This is a genomic window from Rhizobium sp. 01L419 (genome assembly GCF_056400025.1).
This window is the reverse complement of sequence record NZ_JBFTSM010000017.1, coordinates 32,850-49,713: the sequence shown is the minus strand read 5'-3', so window position 1 is coordinate 49,713 and position 16,864 is coordinate 32,850. Positions and strand designations below refer to the sequence as shown.

General features: G+C 60.8%; 15 protein-coding genes. 10 read left to right on the top strand and 5 right to left on the bottom strand.

The window, feature by feature from the left end; translation table 11 throughout:
• Positions 1 to 122 precede the first annotated feature (122 nt).
• Together thrS and AC1DUP_RS27790 are read left to right on the top strand one after the other, a co-directional pair.
• Positions 123 to 2,129: a threonine--tRNA ligase gene (gene thrS / locus AC1DUP_RS27795; protein WP_477835932.1), complete on the top strand. Its 2,007-nt coding sequence runs from the start codon at positions 123 to 125 to the stop codon at positions 2,127 to 2,129.
• 123 nt (positions 2,130 to 2,252) lie between these two features.
• A complete protein-coding gene (locus tag AC1DUP_RS27790) occupies positions 2,253 to 3,092 on the top strand; it encodes a lysophospholipid acyltransferase family protein (protein ID WP_113295488.1) in 840 nt (279 codons plus the stop codon).
• A gap of 33 nt (positions 3,093 to 3,125) precedes the next feature.
• Here the strand turns inward: AC1DUP_RS27790 and AC1DUP_RS27785 are convergent, their stop codons facing one another.
• Positions 3,126 to 4,232, bottom strand: a complete 1,107-nt coding sequence (locus AC1DUP_RS27785; protein ID WP_115035049.1) for a hypothetical protein — start codon at positions 4,230 to 4,232, stop codon at positions 3,126 to 3,128.
• Positions 4,233 to 4,345: 113 nt separating this feature from the next.
• Between AC1DUP_RS27785 and AC1DUP_RS27780 the strand changes: the two genes are divergently transcribed.
• The 3 genes from AC1DUP_RS27780 (at position 4,346) to AC1DUP_RS27770 (ending at position 6,787) form a co-directional block, all read left to right on the top strand.
• Positions 4,346 to 4,930, top strand: a complete 585-nt coding sequence (locus AC1DUP_RS27780) for a nitroreductase family protein (protein ID WP_115035050.1) — start codon at positions 4,346 to 4,348, stop codon at positions 4,928 to 4,930.
• On the top strand, positions 4,930 to 5,532 hold the full coding sequence (locus tag AC1DUP_RS27775) for a flavin reductase family protein (protein WP_477835929.1): 603 nt from the start codon (positions 4,930 to 4,932) through the stop codon (positions 5,530 to 5,532). Before AC1DUP_RS27780 ends, AC1DUP_RS27775 begins: the two co-directional genes overlap by 1 nt.
• A 124-nt stretch (positions 5,533 to 5,656) precedes the next feature.
• Positions 5,657 to 6,787, top strand: a complete 1,131-nt coding sequence (locus AC1DUP_RS27770) for a DUF2336 domain-containing protein (protein WP_113509302.1) — start codon at positions 5,657 to 5,659, stop codon at positions 6,785 to 6,787.
• Here the strand turns inward: AC1DUP_RS27770 and AC1DUP_RS27765 are convergent.
• Positions 6,784 to 7,191, bottom strand: coding sequence for a hypothetical protein (locus tag AC1DUP_RS27765; protein WP_477835927.1), 408 nt, complete (start codon positions 7,189 to 7,191; stop codon positions 6,784 to 6,786). The two genes, AC1DUP_RS27770 and AC1DUP_RS27765, sit on opposite strands and share 4 nt — an antisense overlap.
• A gap of 129 nt (positions 7,192 to 7,320) precedes the next feature.
• On the opposite strand from AC1DUP_RS27765, the gene AC1DUP_RS27760 reads away from it, so the two are divergent.
• Positions 7,321 to 7,779, top strand: coding sequence for a GNAT family N-acetyltransferase (locus AC1DUP_RS27760; protein WP_477835925.1), 459 nt, complete (start codon positions 7,321 to 7,323; stop codon positions 7,777 to 7,779).
• A 1-nt stretch (position 7,780) separates the two neighbouring features.
• On the opposite strand, the gene AC1DUP_RS27755 is transcribed toward AC1DUP_RS27760, so the two are convergent.
• The 3 genes from AC1DUP_RS27755 to parE all read right to left on the bottom strand — a co-directional run bounded on the left by AC1DUP_RS27755 (position 7,781) and on the right by parE (position 12,431).
• Positions 7,781 to 8,965 carry an AI-2E family transporter gene (locus AC1DUP_RS27755; RefSeq protein ID WP_477835923.1) on the bottom strand — a complete coding sequence of 395 codons (1,185 nt, stop codon included), beginning with the start codon at positions 8,963 to 8,965 and terminating at the stop codon, positions 7,781 to 7,783.
• 116 nt (positions 8,966 to 9,081) lie between these two features.
• Entirely contained in the window at positions 9,082 to 10,218 is a 1,137-nt protein-coding gene (locus AC1DUP_RS27750) for an esterase-like activity of phytase family protein (protein WP_477835921.1), read from the bottom strand.
• 143 nt (positions 10,219 to 10,361) lie between these two features.
• The gene (gene parE, locus AC1DUP_RS27745) at positions 10,362 to 12,431 is read right to left on the bottom strand and encodes a DNA topoisomerase IV subunit B (RefSeq protein ID WP_113309104.1); all 2,070 of its coding nucleotides are present in this window, start codon (positions 12,429 to 12,431) and stop codon (positions 10,362 to 10,364) included.
• Positions 12,432 to 12,636: 205 nt separating this feature from the next.
• On the opposite strand from parE, the gene AC1DUP_RS27740 reads away from it, so the two are divergent.
• From AC1DUP_RS27740 to AC1DUP_RS27725, 4 genes are all read left to right on the top strand, one after another.
• Positions 12,637 to 13,521: an alpha/beta hydrolase gene (locus AC1DUP_RS27740; RefSeq protein WP_477835918.1), complete on the top strand. Its 885-nt coding sequence runs from the start codon at positions 12,637 to 12,639 to the stop codon at positions 13,519 to 13,521.
• A gap of 126 nt (positions 13,522 to 13,647) precedes the next feature.
• Positions 13,648 to 14,418, top strand: coding sequence for a triose-phosphate isomerase (gene tpiA / locus AC1DUP_RS27735; RefSeq protein WP_477835916.1), 771 nt, complete (start codon positions 13,648 to 13,650; stop codon positions 14,416 to 14,418).
• 107 nt (positions 14,419 to 14,525) lie between these two features.
• Complete coding sequence (gene secG / locus AC1DUP_RS27730; protein ID WP_477835914.1) at positions 14,526 to 15,068, top strand: preprotein translocase subunit SecG; 543 nt, start codon at positions 14,526 to 14,528, stop codon at positions 15,066 to 15,068.
• A 142-nt stretch (positions 15,069 to 15,210) separates the two neighbouring features.
• Complete coding sequence (locus AC1DUP_RS27725) at positions 15,211 to 16,839, top strand: CTP synthase (protein WP_113309100.1); 1,629 nt, start codon at positions 15,211 to 15,213, stop codon at positions 16,837 to 16,839.
• The last annotated feature ends 25 nt before the right edge of the window (positions 16,840 to 16,864 follow it).

Below are 16,864 nucleotides of genomic sequence, written 5' to 3'. Positions count from 1 at the left end.
GCAGGCTTTTCCTTTACTACCACCGTAAATATCATTATCAGGCGGCAGCGCATCCGCGGCCGGATGACGCTTCCGTTTCAACCACCCGCATTCGTTGGCGGGACTGGACAAGGAGAATTTCGATGTCCCAATCTATTTCCCTGACATTTCCCGATGGTTCGGTGCGCAGTTTCCCGGCTGGCGCAACCGGCAAGGATGTCGCCGAATCCATTTCCAAGTCGCTTGCCAAGAGCGCCGTCGCCATTGCGATCGACGGTACCGTGCAAGACCTTTCCGACACTGTCACCGATGGCAAGATCGAGATCGTCACGCGCAAGGACCCGCGCGCGCTGGAGCTTATCCGGCATGACGCCGCGCACGTGATGGCAGAAGCCGTGCAGGAACTGTGGCCCGGCACCCAGGTGACCATCGGTCCCGTGATCGAGAACGGTTTCTACTACGACTTCGCCAAGAACGAGCCCTTCACGCCCGACGATCTGCCGAAGATCGAAAAGAAGATGAAGGAGATCATTGCCCGCAATGCGCCCTTCACAAAGCAGATCTGGTCGCGAGAAAAGGCCAAGGAAGTGTTTGCCGCCAAGGGCGAACAGTACAAGGTCGAGCTCGTCGACGCGATCCCTGAAGGACAGGATCTGAAGATCTACAATCAGGGCGAATGGTTCGACCTTTGCCGCGGCCCACACATGGCCTCCACCGGCCAGATCGGCACCGCCTTCAAGCTGATGAAGGTTGCCGGTGCCTATTGGCGCGGTGACAGCAATAACGCCATGCTGTCGCGCATCTACGGCACGGCATGGGCCGATCAGGCCGATCTCGACAACTACCTGCACATGCTGGCAGAAGCCGAAAAGCGCGACCACCGCAAGCTCGGCCGCGAAATGGACCTGTTCCACTTCCAGGAAGAAGGCCCTGGTGTCGTCTTCTGGCATGGCAAGGGCTGGCGCATCTTCCAGTCGCTCGTCTCCTACATGCGCCGCCGGCTTGCCGTCGATTATGAAGAAGTCAATGCGCCGCAGGTGCTCGACACCTCGCTCTGGGAAACCTCGGGTCACTGGGGCTGGTATCAGGAAAACATGTTCGCCGTGAAATCGGCGCATGCGATGACGCATCCGGAAGACAAGGAAGCGGACAACCGCGTCTTTGCGTTGAAGCCGATGAATTGCCCCGGCCACGTGCAGATCTTCAAGCACGGCCTCAAATCCTATCGCGAACTGCCGATCCGTTTCGCCGAATTCGGTCTCGTGCATCGCTACGAGCCTTCGGGCGCGCTGCACGGACTGATGCGCGTGCGCGGCTTCACGCAGGACGACGCGCACATCTTCTGCACAGACGAGCAGATGGCGGCCGAATGCCTGAAGATCAACGACCTGATCCTCTCGGTCTACGAAGATTTCGGCTTCAAGGAAATCGTCGTCAAGCTTTCGACCCGTCCGGACAAGCGTGTCGGCTCCGATGCGCTCTGGGATCGTGCGGAAGCCGTCATGACCGATGTGCTGAAGACGATCGAGGCGCAGTCCGAGGGACGCATCAAGACCGACATCCTGCCGGGCGAGGGCGCTTTCTACGGGCCGAAGTTCGAATATACGCTGAAGGACGCCATCGGCCGCGAATGGCAGTGCGGCACGACGCAGGTCGACTTCAACCTGCCGGAACGCTTCGGCGCCTTCTACATCGACAGCAATTCGGAAAAGACGCAGCCGGTGATGATCCATCGCGCCATCTGCGGCTCGATGGAGCGCTTCCTCGGCATCCTGATCGAGAACTTCGCCGGCCATCTGCCGCTGTGGGTCTCGCCGCTGCAGGTCGTCGTTGCGACGATCACCTCGGAAGCCGATGGCTACGGCCAGGAAGTGGCTGACGCGCTGCGCGACGCCGGGCTGCATGTCCAGACCGACTTCCGTAACGAGAAGATTAATTACAAGATCCGCGAACATTCCGTTACGAAAGTTCCCGTCATCATCGTCTGCGGCAAGAAGGAAGCGGAAGAGCGCACGGTTAATATCCGCCGCCTCGGCAGCCAGGAACAGACGTCGATGTCGCTGGATTCGGCGATCGAAAGCCTTGCCCTGGAGGCGACTGCGCCCGATATCCGTCGTAAGATCGAGGCAAAGAAGGCTAAAGCCGCCTGAAATTGCCTATTGGATGATGGCAGCGCCCGGCATTGATCTGCTCGGCGCTGTCAGAAATCTGACATGCAACAGTAATATAGCCGCCATAAAACAGGGGACGGGTTCATCCCGCCAGGCATTCCAGTGCGCTTCAAAGAGCTTTCCTACGCGAACGAAAGAGATCCGCGTTTCAAGCGCTGGCTCATCCGCTCCATCGAGGGGCTTTCGGGCCGCGATCGCTATGTGCGGCTCTATGACATGTGGCGCAGCGATATCGTCGGCAAGAGCGAGCGCGTCTTCGGCAAGATGCTCGATCTCATCGATGTCGAGATCAATGTGAAGGGCAGCTGGCCGCTTGCGCCGGTGCCGGACGAGCCGATCGTCATCGTCGCCAACCATCCCTTCGGCATCGGCGACGGCATTGCGGTGCTGGCGCTTGCTGAACAGCTCGGCCGTCCGTTCCGGGTGCTGATCCACAACGATCTCCTGAAGGTGCCGGAAATGGCGCCCTATTCGCTGCCGATCTCCTTCGAGGAGACCAAGGAAGCAATGGCGATGAACATGAAGAGCCGTCACGAGGCGGTTCGCCTGCTGAAGGAAGGCACGACGATCGTGATTTTCCCGGCCGGCGGCGTGGCCACCGCCAAGAAGGGCTTCGGCCGCGCAGAAGACCTGCCGTGGAAGATGTTCCCGGCAAAGCTCATCCAGGCGACTCGCGCCAGCGTATTGCCGATCTATTTCGAGGGCCAGAATGGCCGGCTCTTCCATCTCGCCAGTAGGGTTTCGATGACGCTGCGCCTGTCGCTGCTCATCCGCGAGTTCCGCCGTCTTTCAGGCAGCACGATCACCGCGCATGTTGGCAGGGTGCTGTCCTTCGAAGAATTGAGCAGCGGCAGCGACCGCAAGGATTTGCTCGCCCGTCTCTTTGACGCCGTCTTCTCTATGGCGCCGAAGAAGAAGGCCTTCCTCAAGCGCGCAAGTTGAAAACTCAAAACTCCTGATAGTCAGGATGCAGCGTCAGTCGAGGCTGGCGCCGCCGTCGCTTTGAAGATCTTCATAGGACGGCAAAGGCGGCTGCGGTGGGATCTCACCGCCCGGCTGGGGCACGCCCTTCGGTCCGGCCGCGGTCTGTCCAGGCGGCACGGCCGTGGCAGCCGGGGCAATCGGCTGCTGGGCCTGCTGGTCCTTCATGAGCACTTCGACATCGGTATTGACGCCGGCAGCGACGGTGAAGTCGCGCTGGTAGATCTTGTCCTTGTTGCGGGCAACGGCGGTGTATTCACCTTCAGACAGGACCATGGCCGGGAAGGCGCTCACACTTTCACCGACACTGTCGCCGGCCGCCGTCAGGATCGACCATGCGGTATCGGCGATCGCTTCGCCGCCGGTATCCGAGACCAGCTTGAAATTGATCTGCGCTGCCCTGTGCTGGATCGTTGCTTCGGTCAGTTTGCCAGCTTCCACCTGGATGTCGGCGCGGATCGTGGCGTTGACACTGCCATACTCGGAAACGACGTGATAGGTGCCGGCATTAAGGCGCACGACCGTATTCGGCGGCACATCGGCCATCACGAGGCCGCGCTCGCCATCGTCGCGGATCTCAGCGGAATAGATCGAGAAGCTCAGCTGGTTGGGACGGATGCGGACATCGGAGCCGGAGACGGCATTGAGAAGCAGGCCGCCGGCATCGAGCACCATCACCTGTTTGTCGACCTTGCCTTCATCCGTCACCGTCAGCTTCTTGGTGACGCCGGCGCGACCGAAGGAGACGTTGACGAAATAATCGCCAGCGGCGAGCTGGAAGGCAGCGGTGCCGCCCCGGGAGCTGGCGATAAGCGGCAGCTTGCCATCGCTTCCGGCGACCGGGCTGAATACATACCAGGAAAGCCCGTCTTCGACAGGCGCGCCATCAGCCGTGAGTTTGGCCTCCAGAGAGACGTCGCGCAGATGCGCGCCCCCCTGTGCCGTGCCTGGCGCGATAAACGCGTTGAGCTTCGGCATTTTCGGCGTCGATTCGAGTTGCTTGAATTCCTTGAAGGCGTCCTGGGCGGCAGCGCCAAATGGCGTCAGCATCATCAGGGCAATAGCAAGGCCGATCCGTGCAAAAGGCAAAATGCCAAACATCCTGTTCGTGAACCGATTGACTTCTGAAATGGCAGAGTCCACTTCAAGACCAATGCCATGGCAAATTCAAGACCTCTGGCCATCCTCTGCATACAAATGAGAGTTTCTTCCGTATGAAATCCGACATCAAGCTGATCGATTACCTCTCCGTGCGCCGTTCCATCCCCGCATTCCAGATGTGCGAGCCGGGACCGGAAAAGCCTGAGATCGAGGAAATCCTGCGCCTTGCATCGCGCGTTCCCGATCATGGAAAGATCGCGCCCTGGCGCTTCATCGTCTATCGCGGCGAGGAACGCGTGCGGCTGGGCGAAGAATTGCTGAAGCTCGCGCTCGAAGCAAAACCCGACCTCTCGGAGGAAATGATCCAGGTGGAGCGCACGCGCTTTACCCGAGCACCCGTCGTCGTCGGGATCGTCAGCAAGGCCGGCCCGCATTTCAAGATCCCGGAATGGGAACAGATCATGTCGGCGGGCGCGCTGTGCCTCAACGTCATCCTGGCTGCCAATGCGCATGGCTATGTCGCTAACTGGCTGACGGAATGGTTCGCCTTTGACGAGCGTGCCTATCCGCTGCTCGGCGTCCAGCCGGGCGAGAAGGTCGCCGGCTTCATCCATATCGGCTCCACTACCTTCCCGCCCGTCGAGCGTCCGCGCCCCGAACTGACCGAGACGGTCACGTGGGTCGGCGGGGAAGGCTGATGTTCTATACGACGGATACCAACCGGCACGGTCTGGCGCACGATCCCTTCAAGGCGATCGTCTCACCACGCCCGATCGGCTGGATCGGCAGCAAGGGCAGGGATGGGTCGCTCAATCTCGCACCCTATTCCTTCTTCAACGCGGTTGCCGACACGCCAAAGCTGGTGATGTTTTCGTCGAGCGGACACAAGCATAGCCAGCAAAACGCCAGGGAGACTGGTGTTTTCACCTGCAATTTCGTCAGCCGCAATCTGGCTGACAAAATGAACCTTACCTCCGCTGCCTTGCCCTACGGCACGAGCGAATTCGAATTCGCAGGATTGACGCCGAGGCGGGCCGAGCTGATCGATGCGCCCTGTGTGGCCGAGGCTTTTGCCGTGCTCGAATGCAAGGTGACCGAGATCATCGAGCCGAAGACGCTGTCCGGTGAACCGACCGAGAATGTCTTCGTTTTCGGACAGGTCGTCGGCATCCATATCGATGAGGCTGTTGTCAGCAACGGGCGGCTCGACATGGCGCTGGCGCGGCCGGTCGCACGCATGGGCTATATGGATTATTGCGAGGGCAGCGACGTCTTCGAAATGTTCAGGCCGAAGGTCTGACAGTCGCCGCGCGGGTTCGGCCAGACCCTAATAAACATGGTGAACCAATCATAAACTTTTTCCGGCTACCGTCCTCGTATTGAATGAGGCGCGAAGGAATCGCGTTCAGTGCTGGGGCGTGGTCGTGATCATTGAGGCATTTCTTCGTTGGGCCGAAACGGCCAAGGCCGCTGACAGGGCGGCCGCTGCAAGTGCTCTGGGACGCGTCTATCTCAAATCCGAAATGTCGGACGAGCGGCGCGACGCCGCTGAAAAGGCGATGACCTATCTGCTCGACGATCCGTCACCACGTGTGCGTCTTGCACTGGCCGAAGCGATCGCCTGGTCACCACATGCGCCGCGCAATATCATTCTTTTGCTCGCCGAGGACCAGCCGGAAATCGCCTGTCATGCAGTGACCTGCTCGCCGATCCTGACCGATGCCGATCTCGTCGACCTCGCCGCGCGCGGCAGCGGCGCAACGCGGATGCTGATTGCAGCACGCGCCCATGTGACGCGTCCCGTTTCGGCGGCACTCGCCGAAGTCGGCGACGAGGACGAAGTACTCTGCCTGCTCGAAAATGACGGTGCGTCGATTTCCGCCCAGTCCCTGAAACGGATTGCGGAACGGCTCGGTGATATCAGCGACGTCAGAAACCTGCTTCTCGACCGCATCGACCTGCCGGCCGATGCCCGCCAGCTCCTGACCCAGCATGTCAGCAATGCGCTTGTCGGCCTGCCTCTGGCCCAGGCGGCAATCGGCCTGCAAAGGCTGCAACGCATCAGTCGCGAGGCGACGGAAGCGGCGATCGTTTCCATCGCCGGCGATATCGCGCCGATCGAAGTGCCCGACCTCGTCGAGCATCTTCGCCTGAACGAACGGCTGACGCCGTCCTTTCTCATGCATGCCCTCTGCTGCGGCAAGGTGGAATTCTTCGCCTGCGCCATTGTCAATCTGTCGGGCTGCAGCGACCGGCGCGTGCGGGCAATCCTTGCTACCGGACGGATGCATGCCGTGCGCGCGCTTTATGAATCGGCCGGTCTGCCGCGCGACATCAGCATCATTTTCGTGGAAGCGACCTTTCTCTGGCGCGAGGCTTCCCGCAAGACGTCAGGCTCGTTGCTCGGCAGCATTTGCGGACGCCTGCTTCAGAAATTCCATAGCCGGATAGGGCAGCATGACGCCGTCGGCGAGTTGCTCGACATGGTCGAGAAACTGCACGTGGCCGACCAGCGCCGGTCGGCCCGCGTATATGCTTCGCTTGCAGCTGCCTAGTCGGTAAACCGGGCCGCAGCCCAGGAATAGCTCGAAGAGACGAAATGCAACGGCTTCGCCAGGGTGTTTTTCACGTCCTGGCCGGAAGGCAGATTGGAACGCACACGCCCGGCAATCGTATCCACAAAACCACCAACGCCATCCCGTTCTTCGGCTACCTCGGCCACTGCCGGAGCAGCAGGCGCCGGCTTGGCCGGTTCGGCCGCGGCAAGCGCCTTCGGCGCCTCGCAGACAGCAATGACAGTCGGATAGCTGGCATTGGCATAAATCCTCAACCGTTGTTCGGCCTCGGCATCGCAGGCGACGACGGTTTCCCAGCGTTTATCTACCGTGGCGACGTAATTGCACTGGCTGACGGAATCGTCGCAACCGAGGATCGTCATGGCGATGAGGACGGCTTGCATATTCTGCTTCCATGGCTATTGAGCATGTCACCATCTTCGAAAGCGCAATTCCAACGGAATGAAGGCAGCGACATTAACTTTTCGTCATATCGGCGAAAAATCGCGCCCATTACCGCAAAAGGAGTGAGAATGTCCGTCACCATTGCCCTGGAGCCGCCGCGTCAGGATGGCGTGATCCGCCTTCTTAATCTTTCGGATGCCTATGCGCAGTCACTCTATCCGCCAGAGAGCAACCACCTCGTCGATATTTCGACGCTGGAAAAGCCGTCCGTCAGTTTCCTCGTGGCGCGCAACGACAGCGAGATTGTCGGCTGCTGTGCGCTGGTCGAGGCGGGCGACGGGACGGCCGAGATCAAACGCATGTTCGTCGATCCGCAGGCGCGCGGCTTGAGGGTCRCGAGCCGGCTCCTGGACCGGCTGGAGGAGATCGGAAGGGAGAAGGGTCTTCATGTAATCCGTCTGGAGACCGGCATTTACCAGCCGGAGGCGATCGGCCTTTACAGGAAATATGGATACGGGGATATCGAGCCGTTCGGCTCCTATCTGCCGGATCCGCTCAGCCTTTTCATGGAAAAGCGGTTTATCTGACTTAACCCTCGGCAGCGCGCGGCACGGGCGGCGCGTGCTCGTCGAGAATGATCTGCGGACCCACATCGGCGGTGCGGACTTCGTGTATCCATTCGCGCCAGATTGCGACCAGCAGAGCCATCAGTACCGGACCGATGAAAAGGCCGAGAAAACCCATCGTCTTCACGCCGCCGACGAGGCCGAAGAAGGTGGGCAGGAAAGGCAGCTTGATCGGTCCGCCGACAAGTTTCGGCCGCAGCGTCTTGTCGACGATGAAGAGTTCGACAGTACCCCAGACGAACAGGCCGATGCCCGCGACATGCGAGCCGCTGGCCAGCAGATAGACGGATACCAGCGTGAAGGAGAGCGGCGCCCCGCCGGGGATCAGTGCCATGACACCGGTCAGCACGCCAAGCGTGACGGGCGAGGGAACGCCGGCGATCCAATAGGCCACACCGAGCACGATGCCTTCGCCGATCGCGATCAGCGTCATGCCCATGACGGTGGAGCTGATGGTAGCAGGTACGACGCGGGAAATGCGCTCCCAGCGGTTCGGCAGGATGCGCTCGCCGAGCATGTCGATCTGCTTGGAAAAGGAGAAACCGTCGCGATAGACGAAGAAGAGCGCGATCAGCATGAAGAGCAGCGTCAGGAACAGGTGGAAGGCGCCGCCGCCAGCCGCCAGAACCGCACGGTAGATATTGCCGATATTGGCGCCGCTGACAGCCTGGATGAGCTCACCCATGGCGCCGGGGCTGCCGATATATTTCGTCCAGAGCTCGTCGAGGTAGGAACCGGCCAGAGGCAGGGCGACGATCCATTGCGGAGTTTCCGCACCGAAGCGGTTGGCGTGGATCGCCCAGGCAACCCAGGTGCGCACTTCACCGGTCGTATAGGTGACCGCGAGGCCGATCGGAATGACGAGGAAGGTGACGATGAGGATGATCGCGATCGTTGCGGCAACGGTCGTATTGCCGCCCACACGCGCCAGGAGCTTGCGGTAGAGCGGCCAGCTCGCAAAGCCGATCACGAGAGCGGCCAGCACCGGCACGACGAAGCCATAGAAGAAATAAACGCCGGCTGCGGCGACCAGTATGAGCAACCAGCGGGCTGCTGAAATGGAGGGTATCAGCGGCGTACGCGTCGTCGCCGACGGCCCTAGCCACCGCGGCTCCGTATTGCTTTTCTGACGATCAAACACACCCACGCGCGCCTCTTTTTATTGTTGCCCTATTTTATGGGCTATGAACCGGGCGGTTTCAAGGTCCGCCCTGATAAAGGGTATACAAAGCGTGGTTATCTGGTCGGTAAATCCTTGAGATATTATTGCGGGCGACGGTTGATCTTGAAGGCGTAGAACTGACTCTTCTGGCCGGTCGAGAAATTATTGTCCGAGCCGAGGATCAAAACATCGGTTCCATCCTTCGCCTTGCCGATCGCCATAGCCTCGATATTGTCTGGCGTCAGGCCGATGGCGCGCAGGTCGAGCACCTGGCTCTTGCGGGCTGGCACCACGCGCTGGTCGTTCTTGGCGAGCGAGGCGATACCGGAAACGTCGGTCGCGCCGTCGATATCCATCATGAAGAGCTTGATGTTGTTGCCGAAGCCCTGCGCATAGCTGCGTTCAACGGCGAGCAGGCGATGATCGTCAAGGGCGATCATTTCCGACATGCCGTTGTCGTTGCCGCCGTCGGGTTTGACGGCGGCCTGCGGGATCGGCGAGACCGGATAGACGTATTGAGCCTTCGGCTCGCCCGTTGCGCCGTCATAACGGATGATGCGCGAGAGGCTGCCGGTCGTCAGATTGGGGTTCGGGCCATCCTGATAGAGAGCTGCTTCGACGCCGACGAAAACGTCACCGGACGGAGACACCGCCAGATTTTCGAAAGCGAGGTTGTCGCGGATGCCGGTGGACTTGTCGGCGGTCGGCGCAAAACCGTCAGGCAGCTTGAACTCGCGCACGAAGGCGCCATCCGGAGAAGCGACGCGGACGAAAGGCGGGATGAGCACCTTCGCATCACCTTCGCTGCCCCAATAGATGCCGTCCTTACCGAAGCGGATGGATTCCGGATCGACTGTGCGCATGGCGAAGGGCTGGCCGTTCTTGTCCTGGAAGGTGGTGTGCTTGACGACGGTGACGCCCTTCAGGCCTTCAGCGCTGACATCGATATCGAGATCGAAGAAGCGGGCCGGGGCCTTTTCGGAGCGGTCATCGCTGATGGCGATATAATGGCCGGTGGCGGCATCGAAATCGAGGCCGGAAATGCCGCCGAATTCGACGCCGCTTTCCATCTGGCCGGTCGGGATAACGAATTCACCGAGATAGGAAAGAGAGATCGCTGCCGCACAATCGCCGAAGGGGCAGGCGGTCTCGACCGTCGCGCCAATATCGGTCGCGTAAACGGAAGCGGTGCTGGACAGGAGAACGAAAGCGGCAGTCGCGAGAAAACGCTTGGTCATGACAAACATCCGGCAAAAGGTTGAAACAAAACGGCCGGCGCTACGGAAACCTCGCGGGAGGACAGAGCGCCGGCCGTTCTATTGCGCCGGTAATTTGACGGACTCGTAACGGTTCTTCGTCAGTTCGATGAATTCGCAGTGCCTTAAATATCGAGGTCCTCGGCAAAGGCCGCACGCTCCTGGATGAAGCGGAAACGGGCTTCGGCCTTGGTTCCCATCAGGTCGTCGACGGCATTGCGCGTCCCCTCGAAATCCACCTCGTCGATCAGCACCCGCAGAAGCGTGCGCTTGGACGGATCCATGGTGGTTTCCTTGAGCTGGGCGGGCAGCATTTCGCCGAGACCTTTGAAGCGGCTGATCTCGATCTTGGCCTTGCCCTTGAATTCGGTTTCCATGAGTTCGGCGCGGTGATCGTCATCGCGGGCATAGGCGGACTTTGCCCCTTGCGTGATCTTGTAGAGCGGCGGCACGGCCAGGAAGAGATGACCGCCGCGGACGAGCTCCGGCATCTCCTGATAGAAGAAGGTGATGAGCAGCGAAGCAATATGCGCACCGTCGACGTCGGCATCGGTCATAACGATGACGCGCTCGTAACGCAGATCTTCTTCACGGTATTTCGAGCGGGTGCCGCAGCCGAGCGCCTGGACGAGATCGGAGATTTGCTGGTTGGCGCCGAGCTTTTCGCGGCCGGCGCTGGCAACGTTGAGGATCTTGCCGCGCAGCGGCAGGATCGCCTGGTTGGCGCGGTTGCGCGCCTGCTTGGCCGAGCCACCTGCCGAGTCACCCTCGACCAGGAAAAGTTCAGCACCTACGGCGGTGTTCTGCGAGCAATCGGCAAGCTTGCCGGGCAGGCGCAGCTTGCGCACGGCCGTCTTGCGGTTGACTTCCTTCTCCTTGCGGCGGCGCAGGCGCTCTTCGGCGCGCTCGATCACCCAGTCGAGAAGCTTCTCGGCCTCGTTCGGATTGTCGGCAAGATAATGGTCGAAGGGGTCGCGCAGCGCATTTTCGACAAGGCGCTGGGCTTCGACGCTCGCCAGTCGATCCTTGGTCTGGCCGACGAATTCCGGCTCGCGGATGAAGACCGAGAGCATGCCGACGGCCGAGATCATCACATCATCGGTGGTGATCTGTGCGGCACGCTTGTTCTGCGTCAGCTCGGCATAGCTCTTCAGGCCCTTGGTCATCGCAATGCGAAGACCGGCCTCATGCGTGCCGCCTTCGGGCGTCGGGATGGTGTTGCAGTAGGAATGGACCTGCGGATCGCCGCCATACCAGGTGATCGCCCATTCCAGTGCACCGTGGCCGGCTACCTTCTCGGTCTTGCCGGCGAAGATCTCGCGGGTGACGGTGAATTCCTTGCCCATCGTTGCCTGCAGGTAATCCTTCAGGCCGCCGGGGAAGTGGAAGACGGCCTTGTCGGGCAGGTCCGATCCTTCCGGCAGCACGCCCGGATCGCAGCTCCAGCGGATTTCGACGCCGCCGAAGAGATAGGCCTTGGAGCGGGCCATGCGGAACACGCGCGCCGCATCGAACTTCGCATGATCACCGAAAATCTGCGGGTCGGGATGAAAGCGAACCTTGGTGCCGCGACGGTTATGCACATCGCCCAGCTCTTCGAGCCCGCCCTGCGGCACGCCGCGCGAGAAGCGCTGGCGATAGAGCTTGCGGTTACGGGCGACCTCGACTTCGAGATGATCCGACAGAGCGTTGACGACAGAGACGCCGACGCCGTGCAGACCGCCCGAGGTCTCATAGGCCTTGCCGTCGAATTTACCGCCGGCATGCAGCTTGGTCATGATGACTTCGAGCGTCGATTTGCCGGGAACCTGCGGATGGTTCTCGACCGGAATGCCGCGGCCGTTGTCGGTGACCGTCAGATAGCCCTGGGTATCGAGATGAACATCGATGAAATCGGCATGGCCGGCCACCGCTTCGTCCATCGAGTTGTCGATGACTTCGGCAAAAAGGTGGTGCAGCGCCTTCTCGTCGGTGCCGCCGATATACATGCCGGGGCGCATGCGCACCGGTTCCAGGCCTTCCAGAACGCGGATCGAGGAGGCGCCGTAATCATCGCCGTTCGATGTCGCCGGGGCGGGGCGGGGGGCGGCGGGTGCGGCGGCCACTGCAGGCTTTTCGGCCGGCGCAGCAGGCTTTGCGGCCTCCTGCTTCTGTGTCAGGGGCACTCCGGAAAAGAGGTCGTTGCTGTCTTCCATGGAACCGTTCAGATCTTCATTCTCGTGAAGGGCCGCCGCTGGCCCACAATATCTGCATTCGGCATCGCGTTTGCGAATCAGGGGAATTCTGACAGAAAGCGCCCCGATACGCGACGCGCCCCGGATTTGCGGAGCTTTTCAAGATGTGATTTGCGTTGCCGGGCGGCGAATGGCAAGTCGCGGCAGCTCTCTGGGAACCATCCGCATGCCGATGTCCACAAGTCATTGCACCATAATCACCGCAATTGCGGCCTTTTTTCTGTCCGCGGCTGTCACGACCGCCGAGGCCGATGCCTTGCCGCCCTACAAGGACGATCTGTTTTCGAAGCAGACCGTGCTGCAGACGGGCGATGACGGCGCCTTCGACATGATCGATTACGACGAGATGCGCGACATCAACGGGCGCGATCAGATCCCGCAAAAGCGGGTGCAGCAGAAATATGTCTCGCTCGGCGTGAAGAAGCTGCAGGCTGATGAGACGCTGTCGCTCGACGGCATCAGGCTCGATGTCACCAGGGTGGGACCGACTGAGAACGCCGCCTTCACGGTCATCTTCATCCACGGCCGCGACGGCGACCGGCGGCTCGGCGCCAACGACTATTCCTTCGGCGGCAATTTCAACCGGCTGAAGAACCTTACGGCCGGCAATGGCGGCGTCTATTATTCGCCGACCGTCAAGACCTTCGATGCCAATGGCGTTGCGGCCATTGCGGGGCTTATCCGCTACGCGAGCGCCCAATCTCCCGGCCGGCCTGTCATCCTCAGCTGCGCCTCCATGGGCAGCCAGATCTGCTGGGGCATCACGCGCGATGCTGAAAGCGTCAAGCGGCTGAAGGGCATGCTGATCATGAGCGGCGTCTCGGACCCGGATTTCACCAAGAGCCCGTTTTACAAGGCGAAGCTGCCGCTCTGGTTTGCGCATGGCAGCCGAGACCCGGTCTATGCCGCAGCCAACCAGCAGGCGCTGTTCGAGAAGCTCTACAAGGCGAAGTACCCGACGCATTTCACCCTCTTCCAGAACGGCAATCACGGCACGCCGATCCGTATGATTGACTGGCGGAAAGTATTGAACTGGATATTGGCGTCCTGAGGGGCCGGATTTAAGGCCGCGCAGAGCTTTCAAACGATCATATTCCCCCAAGGTTAAGCGGGGCGCTTTCCTTTATTGCAGGCTTTTGCTAAGGCCGCCCGGATATGCAGATTTTGGGAGAGCAGCATGACACCTGACGTACGCCCGCTCGTGGCGGGGAACTGGAAGATGAATGGCACGCGCGCCTCATTGGACCAGATCAAGGCGATTGCCCAAGGCGTCAGCACCCCCTTGTCCGAAAAAGTCGAAGCCTTGATCTGCCCGCCGGCGACGCTGCTCTACGTGGCGACGGCGCTCGCCACCGACAGCCCGCTTGCGATCGGCGGCCAGGACTGCCACCAGGCCGAATGCGGCGCGCATACGGGCGATATTTCGGCTGACATGATCGCCGACTGCTTCGGCACTTATGTGATCGTCGGCCATTCGGAACGCCGCACCAATCATGCCGAGACCGATCATCTGGTGCGTGCCAAGGCACAGGCCGCCTATCGGGCCGATCTGACCGCGGTCGTCTGCATTGGCGAAACCGGAGACGAGCGCGACGCTTACCAGACACTCGACATCCTCAAGCGCCAGCTTTCAGGTTCGTTGCCCGAGGAGGCAACGGCGGAGAATACCGTTATCGCCTACGAACCTGTCTGGGCGATCGGCACCGGCCTGACGCCGACCGCACAGGATGTGGAGATCGTCCACGCCTTCATCCGCGACGAGCTCGTCCTGCGCTTCGGCAAAGAGGGCAGGGGCATGCGCATTCTCTATGGCGGTTCGGTCAAGCCCGGAAATGCCCTCGAGCTCTTGGCCGTCGACAATGTTGACGGCGCTCTCATTGGCGGGGCGAGCTTGAAAGCCACTGATTTCCTCGCCATCTACGGCGCATATGAAACGCTGCTTGCCTGAAGCGATTGCATATTCCTGGCCGAAGGGCTTGGAATAGCTGAAGACCTCATGTAAAGAGCCGCCAGATTTTACTTTATGTCCGTCCTCAGACGGGCAGGACTGGACCCATGCAGACCGTATTGATTGTCATCCATCTCATGATCGTGCTCGCGCTCGTCGGCGTCGTGCTTATCCAGCGCTCCGAAGGCGGTGGCCTCGGAATCGGCGGCGGATCGGGCTTCATGTCGGCCCGCGGCACGGCCAATGCGCTGACGCGTACGACAGCGATTTTGGCGACGCTATTTTTCCTGACCTCGCTTGGTCTCGGTATCCTGACCCGTTACGAAGGCCGCCCGACCGATATTCTCAACCGCATTCCGGCAACGAGCGGACAAGGCAACGGCATTCTCGATTCGCTCGGCGGTGCCAACGCACCGGCTCCGGCCCAGCCTGCCGATAACAGCGGTATTCCGAATAGCGGTGCAGCGGCGCCGGCTGCCCCAGCTCCGGCGACGACTGCTCCGGCGACGCAGACACCAGGAACTCCGGCTCCGGCTGCAAGCGCCCCTGCGGCGACTGCTCCGGCAGCTCCGACGACGGCTCCGGCTCAGCCTGAGGCACCGGCCGCCACCGCGCCGGCACAGCCTTCCGGCGTCCCCACGGGACAATGAGCCGGTCCTGAAAATAACCGCCGGCAGGCCCTCGGGTCTGCCGGTTTTCTTTTGTTCAGATTCCTGCGCCATGCACCAAAAGTTCTGGAAAAGAATTTTTGGGCTGGTGGAATCGTTTTTGAAAAGGTATCCGGTGACTCCCATGGCGCGATACGTATTCATCACTGGCGGCGTGGTTTCTTCCCTCGGAAAAGGAATTGCGGCCGCGGCTCTCGGAGCGTTGTTGCAGGCCCGTGGTTATCGGGTGCGGCTTCGCAAACTTGACCCCTATCTGAACGTGGATCCGGGCACTATGAGCCCGACCCAGCACGGCGAAGTCTTCGTCACCGATGACGGTGCCGAAACCGATCTCGATCTCGGCCACTACGAACGTTTCACGGGGCGCTCGGCGACCAAGACCGACAACATCACCACCGGCCGCATCTACAAGAACATCATCGACAAGGAACGCCGCGGCGATTATCTCGGCGCGACCGTCCAGGTCATTCCGCACGTCACCAACGAGATCAAGGATTTCGTGATCGAGGGCAATGACGACTACGACTTCGTCATCTGCGAGATCGGCGGAACGGTCGGCGATATCGAGGCCATGCCCTTCATGGAGGCGATCCGCCAGCTCGGCAACGACTTGCCGCGCGGCACGGCTGTTTACGTCCACCTGACGCTGATGCCCTATATTCCGGCAGCCGGCGAATTGAAGACCAAGCCGACGCAGCATTCCGTGAAGGAACTGCAGGCGCTCGGCATTCATCCCGATATCCTGCTGGTGCGCGCCGACCGGGAAATCCCGGAAGCCGAACGCCGCAAGCTTTCGCTGTTCTGTAACGTGCGTCCGTCCGCCGTCATTCAGGCGCTCGACGTTGCCAATATCTACGACGTGCCGATGGCTTATCACAAGGAAGGCCTCGACGACGAAGTTCTGGCCGCCTTCGGCATCGAGCCGGCTCCCAAGCCGCGTCTCGACCAGTGGGAAGAGGTCTGCAACCGCATCCGCACGCCGGAAGGCGAGGTAACGATTGCGATCGTCGGCAAGTACACGGGTCTCAAGGACGCCTACAAGTCGCTGATCGAAGCGCTGCATCACGGCGGCATCGCCAATCGCGTCAAGGTCAAGCTCGAATGGATCGAGTCGGAGGTCTTCGAAAAGGAAGATCCGGCACCCTACCTTGAGAAGGTCCACGGCATCCTGGTGCCCGGCGGCTTCGGCGAACGCGGTTCGGAAGGCAAGATCCATGCGGCGCGTTTTGCCCGCGAGCGCAAGGTGCCGTATTTCGGCATCTGCTTCGGCATGCAGATGGCCGTCATCGAGGCTGCCCGCAATCTCGCCGATGTTCCAAACGCCTCGTCGACCGAATTCGGCCCGACGCCGGAACCGGTCGTCGGTCTGATGACCGAGTGGGTCAAGGGCAATGCTTTGGAGAAGCGTGCCGCTTCCGGCGATCTCGGCGGCACGATGCGTCTCGGCGCTTACAAGGCAGCGCTGAAGAAGGGCACGAAGATTTCGGATATTTACGGCTCGACCGATATTTCCGAGCGTCACCGCCACCGCTACGAAGTCAATATCGACTACAAGGACCGGCTGGAAGATTGCGGCCTCGTCTTCTCCGGCATGTCGCCGGACGGTGTGCTGCCTGAGACGATCGAATATCCTGACCATCCGTGGTTCATTGGCGTTCAGTACCATCCGGAACTGAAGTCCCGGCCGCTTGACCCGCATCCGCTCTTTGCCAGCTTCATCGAAGCGGCAACCGAGCAGAGCCGGCTGGTTTAAAATTCAGCCGCTCCCTTAAAAAGGG

Coding starts and splice junctions, on each gene's coding strand:
- AC1DUP_RS27725 (WP_113309100.1), top strand. CDS start 15,211: ATGGCGCGATACGTATTCATCACTGGCGGCGTGGTTTCTTCCCTCGGA.
- thrS (WP_477835932.1), top strand. CDS start 123: ATGTCCCAATCTATTTCCCTGACATTTCCCGATGGTTCGGTGCGCAGT.
- tpiA (WP_477835916.1), top strand. CDS start 13,648: ATGACACCTGACGTACGCCCGCTCGTGGCGGGGAACTGGAAGATGAAT.
- AC1DUP_RS27740 (WP_477835918.1), top strand. CDS start 12,637: ATGCCGATGTCCACAAGTCATTGCACCATAATCACCGCAATTGCGGCC.
- secG (WP_477835914.1), top strand. CDS start 14,526: ATGCAGACCGTATTGATTGTCATCCATCTCATGATCGTGCTCGCGCTC.
- AC1DUP_RS27785 (WP_115035049.1), bottom strand. CDS start 4,232: ATGTTTGGCATTTTGCCTTTTGCACGGATCGGCCTTGCTATTGCCCTG.
- AC1DUP_RS27775 (WP_477835929.1), top strand. CDS start 4,930: ATGTTCTATACGACGGATACCAACCGGCACGGTCTGGCGCACGATCCC.
- AC1DUP_RS27750 (WP_477835921.1), bottom strand. CDS start 10,218: ATGACCAAGCGTTTTCTCGCGACTGCCGCTTTCGTTCTCCTGTCCAGC.
- AC1DUP_RS27780 (WP_115035050.1), top strand. CDS start 4,346: ATGAAATCCGACATCAAGCTGATCGATTACCTCTCCGTGCGCCGTTCC.
- AC1DUP_RS27765 (WP_477835927.1), bottom strand. CDS start 7,191: ATGCAAGCCGTCCTCATCGCCATGACGATCCTCGGTTGCGACGATTCC.
- parE (WP_113309104.1), bottom strand. CDS start 12,431: ATGGAAGACAGCAACGACCTCTTTTCCGGAGTGCCCCTGACACAGAAG.